We start from the raw sequence: 16,430 nt of genomic DNA on the forward strand, positions 1-16,430 counted from the left end.
CGACGTCGAGGGGAGGGGAGGAGCCGCTCAGCGCCCCGGTGACGCCGTGTCCCAGGCCTTCGCCAACGCCTTCGCGGCGCGCTCGGCCTCCTTCGCACTGAGCCCGTGGGCCTCGCCGACGCGCGCCACGGCGCTGCGGAAGCGCTGGCGTGAGCGCACATGCTCGCGTGCGATGAGCACCAGGCAGAGCAGCGCGAGCAGTGCGCTCGCGCCCGGCGTGGGGAGTGACCAGGCCACGCAGACGATCGCCACCAGGAGCAGCAGGCTGCACAGGACCCAGGACTCGCCGAGGGCGCGCCCCTCCGTCGTCGCCGCCCGCGCGAGCGCTTGCACCGTGCTGGGTGGCAGATCCCCCAGCGCGACGCCCGCGGGGACGAACGTCGACGCGGGCGGCGCGCCGTGCGTCTCCAGAGGGCAAGGGTTCCCCCCGGCGCCGTCGGAAGCTGGCTCGCCCGGCGGTCGCGTGATCGCAGGCTCCGGAGCGATGGAGATCACCGCGTCGAGTGACGAACGGGTCATCGGTGTCGGCATCGGCTCCTCTCTCTTCGTCTGCGAGCCACGGGCTGATCCGTGGCTCTCTGTCGGTCGGCTCGCGGTCGGCGGGATGGATCCGACATCCGTTTGCCTGGTAGCCATGGGTCAGGAGGCGCTTGCTTGCGCGTCGGGCCGCAGCAGTGCCGGCGACGCCGCGTCGCGCGACGGCGGGATCGACGGCGCCCCGACCACGGGATCGCCCAGCGACGTGAGCGCCTCGGCGACCGTGGAGAAGACGCGCTTGTCGGTCACGTGCTCGAGCAGGCCGGAGCCGCGCAAGCGCGCCGTCACGCCATCGGACGCGCGCGTGATGATGGCCGCCGTCCCCTGCTCACGCAGCCGATTCAGCACCGAGCGGAACGCCTCGATGCCCGTGAAGTCGATGAGCGGTACGCCCGCCAGATCGAAGATCAGGTACTTGGGCAGCGGCCCGCCCTCGGTGAGCGACTGCAGCCCGGTGTGGGACGCGAAGAAGATCGGCCCCTCGACGCGGACGACGGCGACGAGCTGTGCGGCTCCTCCCGGCGCGCGGCGCGTCGCTCGATCGAGCAAGCGCGGCACCTCGCCGGGCTCGTCGGAGGCTGCGGTCACGAGCGACACGTCCACCCGGCGCTGCATGTGAGCGAAGTGGACGAGCGACAGCACGAGGCCCATCAGCACCCCGCCGACGAAGTCGGAGACGACGATCGACATCGCCGTCATCACGAAGACCACGGCCTCGAACCGCGAGACCTTCCACATGAAGAGGACCTGCCGCCAGTTGATCAGCCGGAAGCCGACCACGAGCAGGATGCCGGCGAGGCCCGCGAGCGGCAGGCGCTCGACGAGAGGGCGCGCGAGGAACAGCAGGCCGAGCAAGGTCACCGACTGGGTGAGGGCCGCGAGCCGCGTCGACGCGCCGCACTGGACGGCTGCTGCGGAGCGCACGATCGCGCCGGCTACCGGCATGCCGCCGACCAGCGAGCTCGCCAGGTTGGCGACGCCCTGGGCCATCAGCTCCTGATCGCTCGAGTGACGCGGCGCCTTGCTCTGCGCGTCGACCGCGACCGCGGCGAGCAAGGAGTCGATGGAGGCGAGCAGCGCGAGCGCGATGGCCTCCGGGAAGAGCGAGACGAGGTTGACGCCGTGGAACGGCGGGAACGCGATCTTCGGAAGCTCCGCAGTGATCGAGCCGACCGAGGCGGTGGTCATCCCGAGAGCGCTCACCAGGAGGATCGCTGCTCCCAGGCCGATCAGCCCTCCCGGCAAGCGCCGGTGCAGCTTGGGGAGCATCACCGTCGCGATCATCACGAGCACGCCCACGCCGACTGCGAACAGGTCGAGCTGGGAGGCCCATGCTGTGCCCGGCATCGATGAGACGAGCCGCACGTCATTCGGCAGCCCGAGCAACCTCGGTATCTGCGAGTTGAAGACGAGCAGCCCGACCGCCGCCATGAACCCGCCGATCACCGAGACGGGGATCGCATGGATCAACCGCCCCACCCGCGCCAGACCGATGAGGATCTGGAGGATCCCGCACAGGAACGTCGCGCACAGGAGCCCTTCATAACCGTGCCGCTGCAGGATCTCGAAGGTCAGCGGCACCAGCGCGACCTCGGGACCCGTCACCTGGAGCCGTGAACCGCCGATGAGCGCGGCGATGGCCCCGGTGATCGCGCCCGTGATCAGCCCGATATGCGCTGGCAACCCGCACGCCAGCGCAAGCGCCAGGTTGAGGGGGAGGGCGACGAACGCGACGGTGAGCCCACTGAGGAGGTTGTCCACCACGCTCTTGGGCTCGACCATCTCCTTCCAAGAGGTGAGTGTTTCTGTCCACATGGGGCGCCAGAACCCGGGCTCGGAGCTGGCTTGGTGGGCGGTCGGGGTTGTCATGACGCTGCGCGTTGTCTTCACGGGGCGTGCCAGCCCTGAAGGGGACCGCTTTCCGCCGACAAGTGCCCGGGGGGCGTCTGTCTTTACCGACAGACACCCGATGGAAAGACCGACGCTGTCGGTGAACCCCCACAGCTCGAGCGATCCATATTCACCTGGAAAATCGAGGGTTTACTCTGTTCGTTGCGTGCGTTTGATGACGCGATACGGCATAGTCGAAGCAGCTCATGCGGCTACTGACCCGGCTGGTGCTCTCTCACGCCGTCCTGGTCCTGGTGATGCTCGGCGCGCTCGCCGTCGTCCTCGGATCGCTGGCCGGCATCACGTCGTCTTTGCAGGAGCTCCTCGGCGGTGAGACGGTGAGCCTCCGGCGGGAGGCGACCCTCCACCGCGCAGCGTGGGCGGTCGAGCTCGCCATGCGCCACGGCGACGATGCCTGCGCGCAAGGCGTCCCCTGGGACGATGTCGGGGCGAAGATCACGCACCGCCTCGCTGCCCTCGACGCCGAGCTCGGCGAGCCAGCGCGGCCGACGGGCGGTACCATGCTGGCCGCGATCGATGGCTACCGCAGGCTCGCCCGGCGCGTGGTGGCCGAGGGCACCTGCGCTGGCCTGGTCGCTCCGGCGAGCCAGACCGAGCGCGAGCGCCTCGACGAGCAGCTCACCGACGCCTGGATCCAGCGGATCTTCGAGCTGCACGACGCCGTGCGTGCGAAGGAGGAAGACGCGCGCAGCGCCGGCGCTTCGGCGCTCTCGAGCGGGTTTGCCATCGCGCTCGCCGCGTGCGTGCTGGCCGCCGTCTTGGCGCACCAGCTCGCCCGGACCGTCACCGAGCCGCTGGCCGCGCTCGGCACCCAGGCCCAGCGCCTCGGCAAGGGCGACTTCGACGCGGGCGCCGAGCAGGTGGCCGGCCCCGCAGAGGTGCGGGATCTCGGGCACGAGATCGAGATCATGCGCCGCCGCCTCGCCGAGCTCGACACCCTCAAACAGGGCTTCCTCGCCTCCGTGTCGCACGAGCTGCGCACACCACTGACGAAGATCCGCGAGGCGATCGCGCTACTACAGGACGGCGTGGGCGGAGGCACGCTCACCGAGCGGCAGACCCGCATCCTCCACATCGCGCGGGTGGCTTGCGAGCGAGAGATCCGCATGGTGACCACCCTGCTCGATCTGTCGAGGTTGAGCGCGGGAACACCCATCCGGCTCCAGGCCGGCTCGGCCATCGACGACCTGGTCCGCAACGCCGTGCGCGACGAGGACGAAGAAGCCCGGGAGCATGGGGTCGTCGTCGACGTCGAGGCCCCGGGCGAGGTGCCGCTCTGCAGCCTCGACGTCGCCCTCGTCGAGCGAGCGGTCGCGAACCTGGTGCGCAACGCGATCTCCGTCTCCAAGGCGGGGCAGCGGGTGCTCGTGCGCCGGGAGCTGGTGTCCGGTGAAGGAAGCCCCGGACCGGGCCCCTGGGTGAAGATCTCCGTCTCCGACCAAGGCCCAGGCGTTCCGCCCGAGATCCGCCAGGCCATCTTCGACGAGTTCATGACCCACTCGGTGACGAACTCGCCCAAACGGGTCGGGGTCGGGCTGGGCCTGGCGCTCTCCCGGCAGATCGCCCGGGCGCACCGGGGCGAGCTGGAGCTGGATGGACTATCCGTAGGGACCGGGGCGACGTTCCGGCTATGGTTGCCCATCGCGGCGGAGCTATCCACCGCGGATGTCTCCGACGCGCTCCAACCCGCTCCCGCCCTTTCATGAGCCCAGCCCACCGGCCGCACATCCTCATCGTCGACGACGAACCCCATCTCTGCGAGCTCCTGGCCTTTCGCCTCGAGCACCACGGCTACCGGGTCACGACGGAGCTGACGGGCAAGGCCGGCATCGAGGCGCTCGGACGCGAGCGTGTGGACGCGATGATCGTCGACCTGCGCCTGGAGGACGGCGACGGCCTCGACGTGCTCACCGAGGTCCAGAAACGCTCCCCCGACGTCCCGGTGGTCATCCTGACCGCTCACGGCACCATCGAGACCGCCGTCGAGGCGATGAAGCGCGGGGCCTACGGCTTCCTGACCAAGCCGTTCCACGACCATGATCTCCTCCAGAAGCTCGGCCACGCCGTCGAGAGCGCGAAGCTCCGGCGCGAGGTGGCCGGCCTGCGGCGGATCGTCGGCGCCGAGAGCGACGAGATGCGCCTCCTCGGGACGAGCGATCGCATCGCTGCTGCCCGCGAGGTCATCGCCCGCGTCGCCCCCACGGACGCGACCGTGCTCCTCCTCGGCGAGTCGGGGACGGGCAAGGAGCTGGCCGCACGCTCCCTCCACGGCCTCTCCCCGCGGCGAAGCAAGCCGTTCATCGCGGTCAACTGCAGCGCATTGCCAGCGGAACTCCTGGAGAGCGAGCTGTTCGGCCATGTGCGCGGCTCCTTCACGGGCGCCGTGCGCGACAAGGAGGGCCTCTTCGCCTCCGCACACGGTGGCACCTTGCTGCTCGACGAGATTGGCGACGCCCCGGCCCCCGTCCAGGTCAAGCTGCTGCGCGTCCTGCAAGAGCGCCGCTTCACCCGGGTCGGCTCGATGGCCGAGGAAGAGGTCGACGTCCGCGTCGTCGCAGCGACCAACCGTGACCTCCTCGCCGAGGTGCGGGACGGGCGCTTCCGCGAGGACCTGTTCTACCGGCTCCACGTCGTCCCGATCGTGATGCCGCCCCTCCGCGATCGGGTCGAAGACATCCCCCTCCTCGCCGAGGTCTTCCTCTCGCGCGCCGCCGCGCGCCACAACCTCTCCGAGCCGACGCCCACCCCGGAGGCCCTGCGCATGCTCCTCGCGCACCCCTGGCCCGGTAACGTGCGCGAGCTGGCGAACGTCATGGAAGGCGCCGTCCTCCTCTGCCGAGGCCAGCGCCTCCAGCCCGACGACCTGCGCGCCTTGCTCGTCCCACCGACCCGCAAGCTGGAGACGCGGCCCAGCGAGGTCGAGATCGAAGACGCCGAACTCGCGACCGCGGCGGAGGCGAGCGAGGCCATGGTTCTCGCCCTCGGCGACCACTCCGTGGACCTCCCGCCCCTCCGCGCGGCGCGCGACGCCTTCGAGCGCGCTTACCTCGTCGAAGTCCTGCGCCGCGCGAACGGCAACGTGAGCGCCGCGGCGAAGCTGTCCGGCAGGAACAGGACCGACTTCTACGATCTGCTGCGCAAGCACGGCCTGTCGTCGGCCAGCTTCAAGGAGTGACCGGCGACGTCAGCGCCCGGCGACGTCAGCGCCTGGCAACGTCGCCGATGGGCATGCGCGGCATCGCACCTTGCTGACCGCTCGTCGTGGTGCTGTCACTCGTCGTCGAAGCAGTGCTCGTCGTGTTCTCGCTCGTCCGCTGGACGCGGATCTGGTTGTGCACGTCCTCGACCCCCCGGACGTTCTCGGCGACGTACTCGATGAACCGCTTCTGCTGGCGCTCGGGCACCGTCCCTTCGAGCGTCACCTCGCCGTCCTTCACCTGCACGGTCACCTCGCTCGCGTCGATGTCGTGTCGGTACGACAAGGCCTCGCAGATGTCCTCGAGGATCCGCTCGTCGGAGCGCTTGTAGCCCTTGGGCCCGCGTCCGAACGCCTGACGGACCTTGTCACCCAGCTCGCTCATCGCGCCCCGGAAGCTCTGCATCGCCGAGTGCCCCATCTCGCTCATCGTGTGCGAGGGCTCATGGCGCGTGCGCCAGGCATCATCACGCTGATGGGGATAGCCCGGCAGCACCTCCCGATCCCAGCCGACATCCCCGCGCCCATAGCTGAGGTTGTCGTCATGGGTGTACTCGTTGCCGTACCCACCCCCGTAGCTCCGCGCGCGCTCGGCGTGCCCCTGATGGCCCATGAGGCCGCGCCCCTCGCCGCCGCGAAACCCTCCGGACCGGTTCCTATCACGCCCGTAGCCCGCGCCTTGATCGCTCCCGTAGAGCCCCTCACCCCGTCGTTCGCGCGTCGTGAACCGTCCCTCGTCGAGGCTGTACCCCCCACCGCGCTCGGTCACGCCCTCGGGATCACGCCACATGCGCTCGTCGTCGCGGTCGAACTCACGCCCACGCCACCCGTAGCCGTCGCCCCTGTCGAAGCGGTCCTTCATGAGCTGGCCTCCTTCATGTCATCGTCAACCCACCGTGCCGGGCGCTACCGTGCAGTCGACGGTCGAAGGTCGCAATCAGCAGGACCCCTGGAAGACATCAGGATGCTCCTGCGGTGTGCACGCGCCGGTCGTAATTGGTGGCTGAGCGAACGGCGAAGCTCCGCGCTGATTCGAGAAGGGCCGGAACGCAGGCCGAGCCGACGGAATCAGACCTTCAGCGCCTTCTCGTGGCCCCGCGACCGCTTCTCCTGGCGAATCCAGGCGAGACACTCCCTATCTCCTGAAGAATCCAGGCGAGTCGCTCCCTTCTCTGACGAGCGCATTGCTCCGCTGCAATGGCGTACGCCTTTCGGTGTCATTCGCGGTCGGTATCACTCTCGTGCGGTCGGTGTCGCTCTCGGTCGGTGTCGCTCTCGGTCGGTGTCGCTCTCGTAACGACGTGCGGAGCCATCACAAGGACGTGCGGAGCCATCACAGCCGTAGATGCGCAGGCCACCAGGGCAACTGATCGAGGGGCACCGCAGCCACGCCGACCGCGCCAGGTCCCGCGTGCAGATAGATGCTGGGTGAGAGCGGTCTGAGCCAGAGACAGGCCACGTCCAGCCGCCTGCGCAGCTCCTCGGCCGCGCGCTGTGCCTTGTGCGGAGCATCCCCGTGAAAGACGGCCGCCGCCACGCGCCGCCCCTGGCCGAGCGACCCCGCGATCCACTGCGCGATCGCGATCCCCGCATCAGCCCGCGCGCTCACCTTCGACATCATCTTCAGCTCGCCGCTGGAGAACGCGATCAACGGCCGCAAGCCGAACAGGTTGGCGAAGAACGCGCGCAAGGCCGTCGCCCGTCCTCCCTTCACCAGATACTCCAGCGTCTCTACCACGAACCCGACCTGGATCTCGCGACGGCACGCTTCCAGGAGCTGCACCACATCCTCGAGGGGCATCCCCGCCGCGCGTGCCTCGCCCGCGAGGATGCAGGAGAGCCCGGCGCCGACGTCGGTCACGCCGGTGTCGAAGACCGTGATCTTCGCCCCTTCTTCCCCTGGCAGCCGCAGCAGCGTCCTCGCGGCGACCTGGGCGGCGTCGTACGAGCCGATGATCTTCCGCGAGGTCATGATCGCCAGCACCTCGCGGTCGTGGCGCAGCGCCGCCCGGAAGGTCGACACGAACTCCGCCGCCGTCGTGCCCACCACATGAGGGTGCTCTCGTGCGGTGCGAACCCAGCCATCGATGAGCGCGAGCTCGATCCCGAAGCGGGTGTCGTGGGACACGCCGTCGACCACGATCTGCTGTGGCGTGACCTGGATGTCGTAGCGCTCGACCAGCCCCTCAGGGAGGTTCGAGCCGGGGTTGGTCACGATGATCACGGAGACCCCTCGAACGGCGACCCAGCTCCATCCCACCACCGGGAGACGACCTCGCCGTGCTCGACCACGCTATCTGGCCCGCGCAGGCCGCGCCAGGCTGCGGGACGCGCCACAGGCGTGCGAGCGGGGAGCGGGCGGCGAGACGTGAGGGAGCAACGAGGGACGGGACAGTGGATTGCGTGAGGACCGGAACGAAGTTGCGAGCGGATTGCGTGAGGAGGGGAGTGGGGAGGCCGCGGGTTGCGAGAGAAGAGGCCGCGGGTTGCGAGAGGTTGCAGCACGAGTCGGGCGGCTTCGTGGTCGATGAGTCGTCGATGAGGCGATGAACATGGACAGCGTGTGCGGACGTCGTCGCGCTGGTCGTCGGGTCTGGAGAGCGACGAACCGGTCGGGGTGCTGTGGACGGCTCTCGCCGTGCTGGTGACCGATGCCGCGAGAGTGCTCGCCGAGAGGGTCTTCCAGCGGAGTCGCCGCAGATAACGCCGACTTTATATAATACGCAGGTTATGTACGACGCCGAGCTGCTCGAAGGCCCTGGTCGTTCGAAGGCCCGGTCGCTCGAAGGTCCTGGCAGGTCGGAGGCCTTCAGCGATCCGTCCTATTTGCATTTGGTGACCCTGGCAGCCCAGGTGTTCATCCGACCGTGAACGGAAGGTGACCTTGGCAGCCCAGGTGTTCATCCGCTCGCGGTCGGATGGCACGCCTGGGCGCCCAAGGTCTGATTTCCGGAGCAGAACGTGTAGCTCGAACTCCCGGACCCGGGCGGAAGGCGTGAGTTGGGGTCTCGGGGGCCGCGCGGGAGGGAGCGGATTGAGCGCTGGGGCTCGATCAGGTGCTCTCGGCGTCGCGTCCCTTGATGCTCTGCCACGCGCGCTGGGCGCCCGTCACCAGGAGCAGCGCGACGAAGCCCGCCGCGATGCCCACCAGGGCGTTCAACACGGTCGGGGTGAGGGCGGCGAGCAGGCCGCCGACGCCCGGGACCGCGGCGATGGAGGCTGCCGCGCCCTCGATGGTGTGGTGCAGCGCGGCAATGCCGTGCGTGATGATGCCGCCGCCGACCATGAACATCGCCGCCGTGCCGACCACGGACAGCGCCTTCATCAGGTAGGGCGTCACCACGAGCAAGCCGTCGCCGAGCCGTTGCTGCACGGCGCTGTCCTGCTTGCGGAGGTACAGGCCCAGGTCGTCCAGCTTCACGATGCCCGCGACCAGGCCGTACACGCCGACGGTCATGAGCACCGCCATGAGGGAAAGGACGAGGAGCTGCTCGATGAAGGTGGCCTCGGCGACGCTGCCGAGGGTGATGGCGACGATCTCGGCCGAGAGCACGAAGTCGGTGCGGATGGCGCCCTTCACCTTCTTGCGCTCCAGCTCCACCATGTCCACCGCGGGATCGGTGAGCGCGCGCAGGCGCTCGCTGCGCTGCGCGGCGTCTTCCTCGGCGTCGTGGTGCAGGTACTTGTGCGCCAGCTTCTCGAATCCCTCGAAGCACAGGAACGCGCCGCCGAACATGAGCAGTGGCGAGATCGCTGCGGGGAAGACCGCGCTGATCGCCAGCGCGGCAGGGACCAGGATGAGCTTGTTGAGCGCGGAGCCCTTGGCCACCGCCCAGACGACGGGGAGTTCACGCTCGGTGCGGACGCCGGTCACCTGCTCGGCGTTCAGCGCGAGATCGTCGCCGAGCACGCCGGCCGTCTTCCTGGCGGCGACCTTGGTCATCACCGCCACGTCGTCGAGCAGTACCGCGATGTCGTCGATCAACGTCAGGAGGCTGCTGGCTGCCATGAGAGCTTCCCCGATCCATCGAGAAGAAAGTGAAGTGCGGAAGGGCCGAAATGGGCGCTGCGCGCTCGCTGAGCGGACCACCTCGTTCGTTCATCGTCCGCGTGGCCTCGCGTGAGCGGCGAGTCACCTTACCCGTCCGTCGACCGATCTTCAAAGGCCCCACCATGCCCGTGCATCTCTCTCGCGATTCATCCCGGGATCCCTGCGTGGGTAGAGGGCCGGTCGCGGTGTGACGTCCGACGTCCCATGTGACGCGTTGCGTGCGTCAGCGCTCCCGGGTGTCGGGCGAATAGCGCCCCGCCTGCCCTTGCGGCTGGAGAGGGGTGCCTTAGGTCTCCCTCGTAAGTTGAATCAACGGCGAAGGGGGACCGATGGCAGGAATTACCTGGATCCTCATCTGTGATGCGAGCCGCGCACACCTCTACCGGGAAGAGCCGAAGGGGCGTGGCTTCACGTTGCTGGAATCGATGGAGCACGCGGACAGCAGGGCTCGCGTTCGCGATCTGATGGCCGATCAGCATGGCCGCAAGCCCAATGGCAACCCGGGCGGGGTCGCCAACGGAGGGCCTCCGGGCAGGACGACGAACGGCACGTACCTCGGGCGTCCTGGTGCGGCGCCGGAGACCGATCCCAAGGAGGTGGAGGCACAGAAGTTCGCCAGGGAGCTGGCCACGCGGCTCGAGCGAGGGTTGAACCAGCACGACTACGAGCGCTTGATCATGATCGCGCCCCCAGCATTCCTGGGGATCATGCGCGCCACGGTCTCGACGCAGGTGAGCAAGCACGTCGTCGACACCGTGGACAAGGATCTGAGCTGGCTGGACAAGCCGCGGCTGGAGGAACGACTCCGGACGCTGCGGGCCGCCTGACGAGGCTGAACACGAACTGAAGAGAAGAAAGGCTTGGGGACATCGTGGGCGGGTGACGGCCTCGAAGGGCGCGGTCACCCGCCCGCGACGGCGTCAGGAATGGCTCGCGACGGCTCGGACCTGCTCGCGGTGACGTGAGGGGAATCAAGACGCGGGCGGGGATGGGATGGGCGGTCGGGCGCAGGCGCTCTGGATCGATTGCAAGGCTGCATCGAGGGAGAGTGATTGCGACGCGCCGGAGCGGTCGCGAATGGCCACGGTCTGGGCGTCGACCTCTCTCCCGCCGAGGACCCAGACGAACGGCGCGCCACTCTCGTGGGCGTCGGCGATCTTGCGGGCCAGGCTCTCGGAGCGCCGGTCCAGCGAGACGCGCAGGCCGCGGGCGCGCAAGGCGTCCTGGATGTGGTGGGCATAGGCATGGTGGGCCTCCGCGATGGGGGCGACCACCACCTGGAGGGGCGCGAGCCAGGGTGGCAAGGCGCCATGACTGTGTTCCAGGAGGATGCCGATGAAGCGCTCCAGGCTGCCGAGGATGGCTCGGTGCAGGATGACCGGGCGCGCGCGGTTGCCGTGACGATCGATGTAGTGGGCATCGAGTCGCTCGGGCAGGATCATGTCGAGCTGGATGGTGCCGCATTGCCAGGCGCGGCCGTGGGCGTCGCGGAGCGCGAACTCGAGCTTGGGACCGTAGAAGGCCGCCTGACCTGGCTGATGTATCGGGTCGAGGCCGATGGCGTGTGCGGCGCGGAGGAGGGAAGCCTCGGCGCGATCCCAGACGGAGTCGTCACCCGCTCGCTCCAGGGGGCGGCTGGAGAAGGCCACCGAGACGTCGGGGAATCCGAACGCCAGGTAGACGCCGTGCAAGAGGGCGACGAAGGCCGCGATCTCCGCCGGGACCTGATCGTCTCGGCAGAAGATGTGCGCGTCGTCTTGCACGAAGCCGCGCACGCGGAGGAGGCCGTGGAGTGCGCCACGCTGCTCGTTGCGGTGGCAGACGCCGAACTCGGAGAAGCGCAGCGGTAGGTCGCGGTACGAGCGGATGCCGTGGCGGAAGAACTGCACGTGGCCTGGGCAGTTCACCGGCTTGAGGGCGAAGTCGCGCTCGCCGTCGTCGACGACGAACATGTTCTCCCGGAAGTTGTGCCAGTGGCCGCTCTCCTCCCAGAGCGAGCGCGAGAAGACCTGGGGGGTCCTGATCTCCTGGTAGTCGTGCGCGGCGAGGCAGTCGCGCAGGTAGGCCTCGACGAGGCGGTAGAGTGCAAAGCCGCGGGGGTGCCAGAAGATCATGCCCGGGGCCTCTTCCTGGACGTGGAAGAGGTCGAGGCGGGCTCCGATGGCGCGATGATCGAGTTCGTTCAACATGGTCGTGCTCCTCCTGGGTCGTCTTCGGGCCACGCCAGGGGTCGGAGCGCCGCGCCACAAAGCACGAAGGCCCCGCCTCCCGGCAGGGCCCTCGGTTCATCGTGGCGTGCGTCGCGTCAGTGCGTCGCGTACGTCACGACGACCTGGGTCCCGCCTGGGACACCGGTCGTCGTGGTCGTCGTGAGCGCGCGGAATGCGAGCATGCGCCAAAGGTTGCGCGCCTCGCGAGCAATGTCAAGCCGGTAGGCCGAGCGGCCTTGCGGGAGGCCAGGGCGTCGCCCTACACATCGCGGAGCTGGAACCACATCGCGGAGCTGGAACCACATCGCGGAGCTGGAAACCCGGCCGTGCAAAGGAGCTGCCCATGAAGCCTGGTGATCATCCCGATTTCTACCGCCTCGCTCCGCCGCCCGGCGCCTCGCGCGACAGCACCATCCGTCTCGATAAAGAGGGAAGGTTCTGGCACGACGGCGAGCGGGTGGAGCACCAGGCGATGGAGCAAGCGCTGCGGAGCTGGGTCGCCGTGCACCCGGACGATGGGCGGCCGATCCTCACGAATGGCTACGACTGGTGCTACTTCCAGGTGGATGACGCGCCGCTGTTCGTGAGCGCGCTCCACGTACGTGAGAGCGGGACGACGCTGGTGCTCTTCGATGGGACGGAGGAGCTGCTGGACCCATCGACCCTGGCGCTCGGCGCCGATGGCGTCGTCTATGCGCGCGCGCGTGGCGGGACGCTGGAGGCTCGCTTCTCGCGGCATGCGCAGACGCAGCTCGAGCCACTGCTGGTGGAAGCCGAGCCCCCGACGGTCTCGGTCGGCGGCAAGACGGTCGTGCTTCCCGACCGTCGGCGCGCAGGCTGAAGCAAGTCACGCGTCGCGCGTGGGTCGAGACGGTCGTGCTGCCCTCACACCGCGCGGTGGCGATGTCGATCGAGGGTAGGGAGGGGGGAGGGGAGGCAGGGCGTCGGTGGACGCCCGGCGCGCCTCGATGAGGAAGGCTTCAGCGCGTCAGTTCGACTCGCAGATGAAGCGGTAGTGCAGGTTGCAGGGCTCGTCGTTCCAGCCGTGGTCCGGGTAGAAGCGGTTGAGCTGCGCGCAGCCCTCGTTGCCGCCGGCGTTGTTCGGCTCGCCGGGGGCCCAGTTCACGTAGTTCGAGGACTCGCCGCTCTGCCAGACCCAGCTGCCCTCGACGGCCTGGTCGTTGTAGCCGATCCACCACTTCTGCGTGGAGAACATGTTCGCCATCGCGTGGAGCCAGCCCTCCTCGTTGATCGTGTTGATCGTCACGAGGTTCATGTTGAATTTGTCGCAGTACGCGGTGGCCGCGTCCCAGGACTTCGCGTGGTTGCAGAACACGTAGTCGTGGCCGTCGAACTCCTTCACGTCGGAGCAGGCCATCTCGCCGTCGCAGATGAGGATCTTCAGCTCGCAGATGACCTCTTGCCCGTTCACGTAGATGGTCTGGTAGACGATCTGCGTGATGCAGTTGTCCTCGGCGAGCGGCTTCGCGTCGCCGACGCCGCCGGGGATCCGCTCCTTCACGAGCATGCCGTCGTTGCGCAGGATCTCGATTTCCTGCGCGGTGAGGCCGGACAGGTTCTCCGCGCGCGCGGTCAGCACGAAGCTCTTGTTACTGGCCTCGTGCGGCGAGTAGGGGCTCGCCAGGAGGTCGGCGAGCGCCGTCGACATGAGCGCCTCCGACCCATCCTCGAGCTGAAGCGCGATCTTGCCGTAGTCGAGCGCGCGGTCGAAGTAGAAGTGGTAGAGCACGTCGCTCGCGCCGAGATCGACCTTCAGCGTCTCGCCGTCGCGGAGCTTCGCGAGGTCCGCGGCCGTCACCCGGACGTTCTTCGCGTCGACCTGCTCACCAGGTGCAGCGACCTCGTCGCCTGTACACCCGATGGCGGGAGCGAGAGCGAGCGTGAGCGCGCAGAGCGGGAGCGAGAGGACGCGAGCGACTCGGGCGATGTTCATGGAAGACCCTCCTGAAGTGACGTGCTGGGCGCGCGTCATGATGAGGGCCATGTTGGTGATGTCTCACGGAAGCGCCAACGTGGAAAGCGCGTTGTGGTCGCACTTTGGGAGGACCAACGAGTTCATCGGCCCACCTCTCCCACCTCGTACCCGAGGTGTGGGTGACGGATCTTCCCGTGGCGCCCAGGGCGCTCCCGATGGCGTCTCAGGGAGCGGTTGCACACGCGTCGCAACCACGGTCGAGGCTGGTTTTCGGCTCGGATCGCGCCTGTCGTCGTCGGCGTCGCCACACGACGCCGCTCACGCGCGGGGTGGCTCGAGGCGTGTCGTGTGCTGGTGATCCAGGGGACGTTTGAGGGCTCGGTCGAAGCCCGGGGCACGACTGCGCTGAGGCGTGCCGTGGCGGAAAGCTGCGTAAATAGTGGATCCATGTGTCACGCCGGTGTTGTGCGGCGCACGGTACTTCGCTGCCCTGCGGCGCGCGGCGCTTCGGTGTCGTGTCGCGCACGCTTCGATGACGTGCTGCGCACTGCGCTGCGTGTCTGGTGTCCTTGCGCCGTGTGCGCTGCGATCCGCGCCCATGGAGGAGGCGCCCATCGAGGACGGGCGTGAAGCGCTCGGTCGCGACGAGGCCGCCATGATCGTGACACGCTGAGCGAAGCGGGCGTTCCAGGGGGCAGGGGCGCCCGCTGCGCATGCTGCACGACGGTTTTCCACGCCGTTCGCACCTCGGTGGAGTCGCTCGATGTCGCGCGCGGGCCCGAGTTCACCCTGTGACCCCGTGGTCATGAGGCCGTAACAACCGCCAGGTAGAGCGCTATCCACCATGGCTCGGATCCTGGTGATTGAAGACGAACCAGCGCTCCTCAAGGTCCTCGATTACAACCTGCGCCAGGCCGGGCACGAGGTGCTGGCGACGGGGCTGGGAGAGGAGGGGATCAGGAAGGCGCGTGAGACGCCGCCCGATCTGGTGCTCCTCGACATGATGCTGCCCGATGTGCCGGGGACCGAGGTGTGCCGGGCGCTGCAGCGCTCCGAGGCCACACAGCGCGTCCCGGTGATCTTCGTCTCGGCGCGGGGGGACGAGGTCGACCGGGTGGTGGGCTTCGAGCTGGGCGCCGTGGACTACGTGGTGAAGCCCTTCAGCGTGCGGGAGCTGCTCCTGCGCATCCAGGCCGTCCTCCGGCGCTCGCGGGCGCCCGAGCCGGCGGCGAAGTTCACCGAGTTCGGGTGCCTTCGCATGGATGAAGGAGCCCACCGGGTGTGGGTGGATCAGCAGGAGGTGGAGCTGACGCTGCTGGAGCTGAAGCTGCTTCTCGCGCTCCATGACAGCCGGGAGCGGGTGCAGAGCCGCAGCGCGCTGCTGGAAGGGGTCTGGGGGGCCGACGTGAGCGTGACGACGCGGACGGTGGACACCCATGTGAAACGGCTCCGTGACAAGCTGGGGCGCGCGGGGAATTACATCGAGACGGTGCGCGGTATCGGCTACCGCTTCGCGGGGTCGCCGGATCTGGAGCCGGAGCGCTGCGCGAGCGACGGTGGGCGGTTCGCGGGAGACGAGGGATGAGCGGTCGGCGGTGGAACGACGGAAACGTTTCGTCGCCGTCACGCAGTTGCCACCGAGGGCGAGCAGGGTGCGCGCATCGAGATGGCGCACCAAAGGGTGTGCGCGGGCGGGCGCCGTGAGCGCGCGTGGATGCGGACGCCGTGAGCGTGCGCTGAGGCGCGCGTCGTGCGTCGTGCGTTCGCGTCGAGAAGGTCTGGCGTGCGCATCGAGAAGGTCTGAGGAGCGAGGATGCACCTTGAAACCTGGAGCGTCGGGGAGGCAGACCCCGGGCGAACGAAGCGGCTGGGGATCGGCGTCGCGGTCGGGCTCGGGCTCTTCGGGGCGGTGAGCCTCGCGGCGGCGAGCATGCCGTCGTCCTTCACCACCGCCGCGGAGGAGGAGCCCGAGGTGGTCGATGTGCGGCTGGAGACGGCGGTGCCGGAGACGGTGAAGCCGCCGCCGCCTCCTCCTCCGTCACCGGAGCCGCAGCCGATGGCCGCGTCGGTGGGGCCTCCGCGCAAGGCGCTGGTCGCACCGAAAGAGGTGCCCGCCGAGCTGCCCCCGGAGGGCGAACCCTCGAAGGGAGGGGGCGCCGATGAGGCGTACGGTGACAGCAATGGCGGGCCAGGGGGTGTGCCGGGTGGCACGGGACATGTGGCGGCCCCCCCGCCGCCGCCTCCGCCGCCGCCGCCTCCGCCTCCGCCGCCACCTCGGGCCCGGGGGCCGGTGCAGCTTCCGGAGAATGCGACGCCACCGTCGGCGCTTTCGATGAATCAGCCGGGCTACCCCGCGGCGGCGCGTACCGCCGGCGTGGAGGCGACGGTGGTGGTGAAATACGTGGTGTCGGAGTCCGGGCAGGTCACCCAGGTGACCGTGGTGCGCGGTCACCCGATGTTCGACGAGGCGGTGATTGCCACGGTGAAATCGTGGCGATTCAAGCCAGCCATGGTCGATGGAAAGCCGATTGCCGTCTACAGGACGGCGAAATTCCCCTTCAAGCTCCGAATGTGAGCCACTTCCTTCTC

13 protein-coding genes are annotated in these 16,430 nt (G+C 68.9%); 6 read left to right on the forward strand and 7 right to left on the reverse strand.

What is annotated here, in order from left to right:
* Positions 1-27: 27 nt before the first annotated feature.
* A complete protein-coding gene (locus CMC5_RS18770; RefSeq protein WP_050431715.1) occupies positions 28-519 on the reverse strand; it encodes a hypothetical protein in 492 nt (163 codons plus the stop codon).
* A gap of 120 nt (positions 520-639) precedes the next feature.
* Positions 640-2,319, reverse strand: a complete 1,680-nt coding sequence (locus CMC5_RS18775; RefSeq protein ID WP_050431716.1) for a SulP family inorganic anion transporter — start codon at positions 2,317-2,319, stop codon at positions 640-642.
* A 314-nt stretch (positions 2,320-2,633) separates the two neighbouring features.
* Here CMC5_RS18775 and CMC5_RS18780 point away from each other — a divergent pair, with 314 nt between their 5' ends.
* Together CMC5_RS18780 and CMC5_RS18785 are read left to right on the forward strand one after the other, a co-directional pair.
* Positions 2,634-4,154, forward strand: coding sequence for a HAMP domain-containing sensor histidine kinase (locus CMC5_RS18780; protein ID WP_050431717.1), 1,521 nt, complete (start codon positions 2,634-2,636; stop codon positions 4,152-4,154).
* On the forward strand, positions 4,151-5,623 hold the full coding sequence (locus CMC5_RS18785; protein ID WP_050431718.1) for a sigma-54-dependent transcriptional regulator: 1,473 nt from the start codon (positions 4,151-4,153) through the stop codon (positions 5,621-5,623). Before CMC5_RS18780 ends, CMC5_RS18785 begins: the two co-directional genes overlap by 4 nt.
* A 25-nt stretch (positions 5,624-5,648) precedes the next feature.
* Here the strand turns inward: CMC5_RS18785 and CMC5_RS18790 are convergent, their stop codons facing one another.
* The 3 genes from CMC5_RS18790 to CMC5_RS18800 form a co-directional block, all read right to left on the reverse strand.
* The gene (locus tag CMC5_RS18790; RefSeq protein WP_050431719.1) at positions 5,649-6,506 is read right to left on the reverse strand and encodes a BON domain-containing protein; all 858 of its coding nucleotides are present in this window, start codon (positions 6,504-6,506) and stop codon (positions 5,649-5,651) included.
* 471 nt (positions 6,507-6,977) lie between these two features.
* The gene (locus tag CMC5_RS18795) at positions 6,978-7,868 is read right to left on the reverse strand and encodes a DegV family protein (RefSeq protein ID WP_050431720.1); all 891 of its coding nucleotides are present in this window, start codon (positions 7,866-7,868) and stop codon (positions 6,978-6,980) included.
* Between the two features lie 828 nt (positions 7,869-8,696).
* Positions 8,697-9,653 carry a DUF808 domain-containing protein gene (locus CMC5_RS18800; RefSeq protein ID WP_050431721.1) on the reverse strand — a complete coding sequence of 319 codons (957 nt, stop codon included), beginning with the start codon at positions 9,651-9,653 and terminating at the stop codon, positions 8,697-8,699.
* Positions 9,654-10,024: 371 nt separating this feature from the next.
* Here CMC5_RS18800 and CMC5_RS18805 point away from each other — a divergent pair, with 371 nt between their 5' ends.
* Positions 10,025-10,522, forward strand: a complete 498-nt coding sequence (locus CMC5_RS18805) for a host attachment protein (protein WP_050431722.1) — start codon at positions 10,025-10,027, stop codon at positions 10,520-10,522.
* Positions 10,523-10,666: 144 nt separating this feature from the next.
* On the opposite strand, the gene thrS is transcribed toward CMC5_RS18805, so the two are convergent.
* A complete protein-coding gene (thrS, locus tag CMC5_RS18810) occupies positions 10,667-11,884 on the reverse strand; it encodes a threonine--tRNA ligase (RefSeq protein WP_050431723.1) in 1,218 nt (405 codons plus the stop codon).
* Between the two features lie 364 nt (positions 11,885-12,248).
* Between thrS and CMC5_RS18815 the strand changes: the two genes are divergently transcribed.
* The gene (locus CMC5_RS18815; protein WP_050431724.1) at positions 12,249-12,746 is read left to right on the forward strand and encodes a hypothetical protein; all 498 of its coding nucleotides are present in this window, start codon (positions 12,249-12,251) and stop codon (positions 12,744-12,746) included.
* A gap of 147 nt (positions 12,747-12,893) precedes the next feature.
* Here CMC5_RS18815 and CMC5_RS18820 read toward each other — a convergent pair whose 3' ends face one another.
* On the reverse strand, positions 12,894-13,859 hold the full coding sequence (locus CMC5_RS18820; protein WP_050431725.1) for a C-type lectin domain-containing protein: 966 nt from the start codon (positions 13,857-13,859) through the stop codon (positions 12,894-12,896).
* Between the two features lie 826 nt (positions 13,860-14,685).
* On the opposite strand from CMC5_RS18820, the gene CMC5_RS18830 reads away from it, so the two are divergent.
* Both CMC5_RS18830 and CMC5_RS18835 read left to right on the forward strand, forming a co-directional pair.
* Positions 14,686-15,426, forward strand: a complete 741-nt coding sequence (locus CMC5_RS18830; protein WP_050431727.1) for a response regulator — start codon at positions 14,686-14,688, stop codon at positions 15,424-15,426.
* Between the two features lie 228 nt (positions 15,427-15,654).
* On the forward strand, positions 15,655-16,416 hold the full coding sequence (locus CMC5_RS18835; protein WP_050431728.1) for an energy transducer TonB: 762 nt from the start codon (positions 15,655-15,657) through the stop codon (positions 16,414-16,416).
* Positions 16,417-16,430 lie beyond the last annotated feature (14 nt).

The organism is Chondromyces crocatus, assembly GCF_001189295.1.
In the GTDB taxonomy this organism is placed as follows: domain Bacteria; phylum Myxococcota_A; class Polyangia; order Polyangiales; family Polyangiaceae; genus Chondromyces; species Chondromyces crocatus.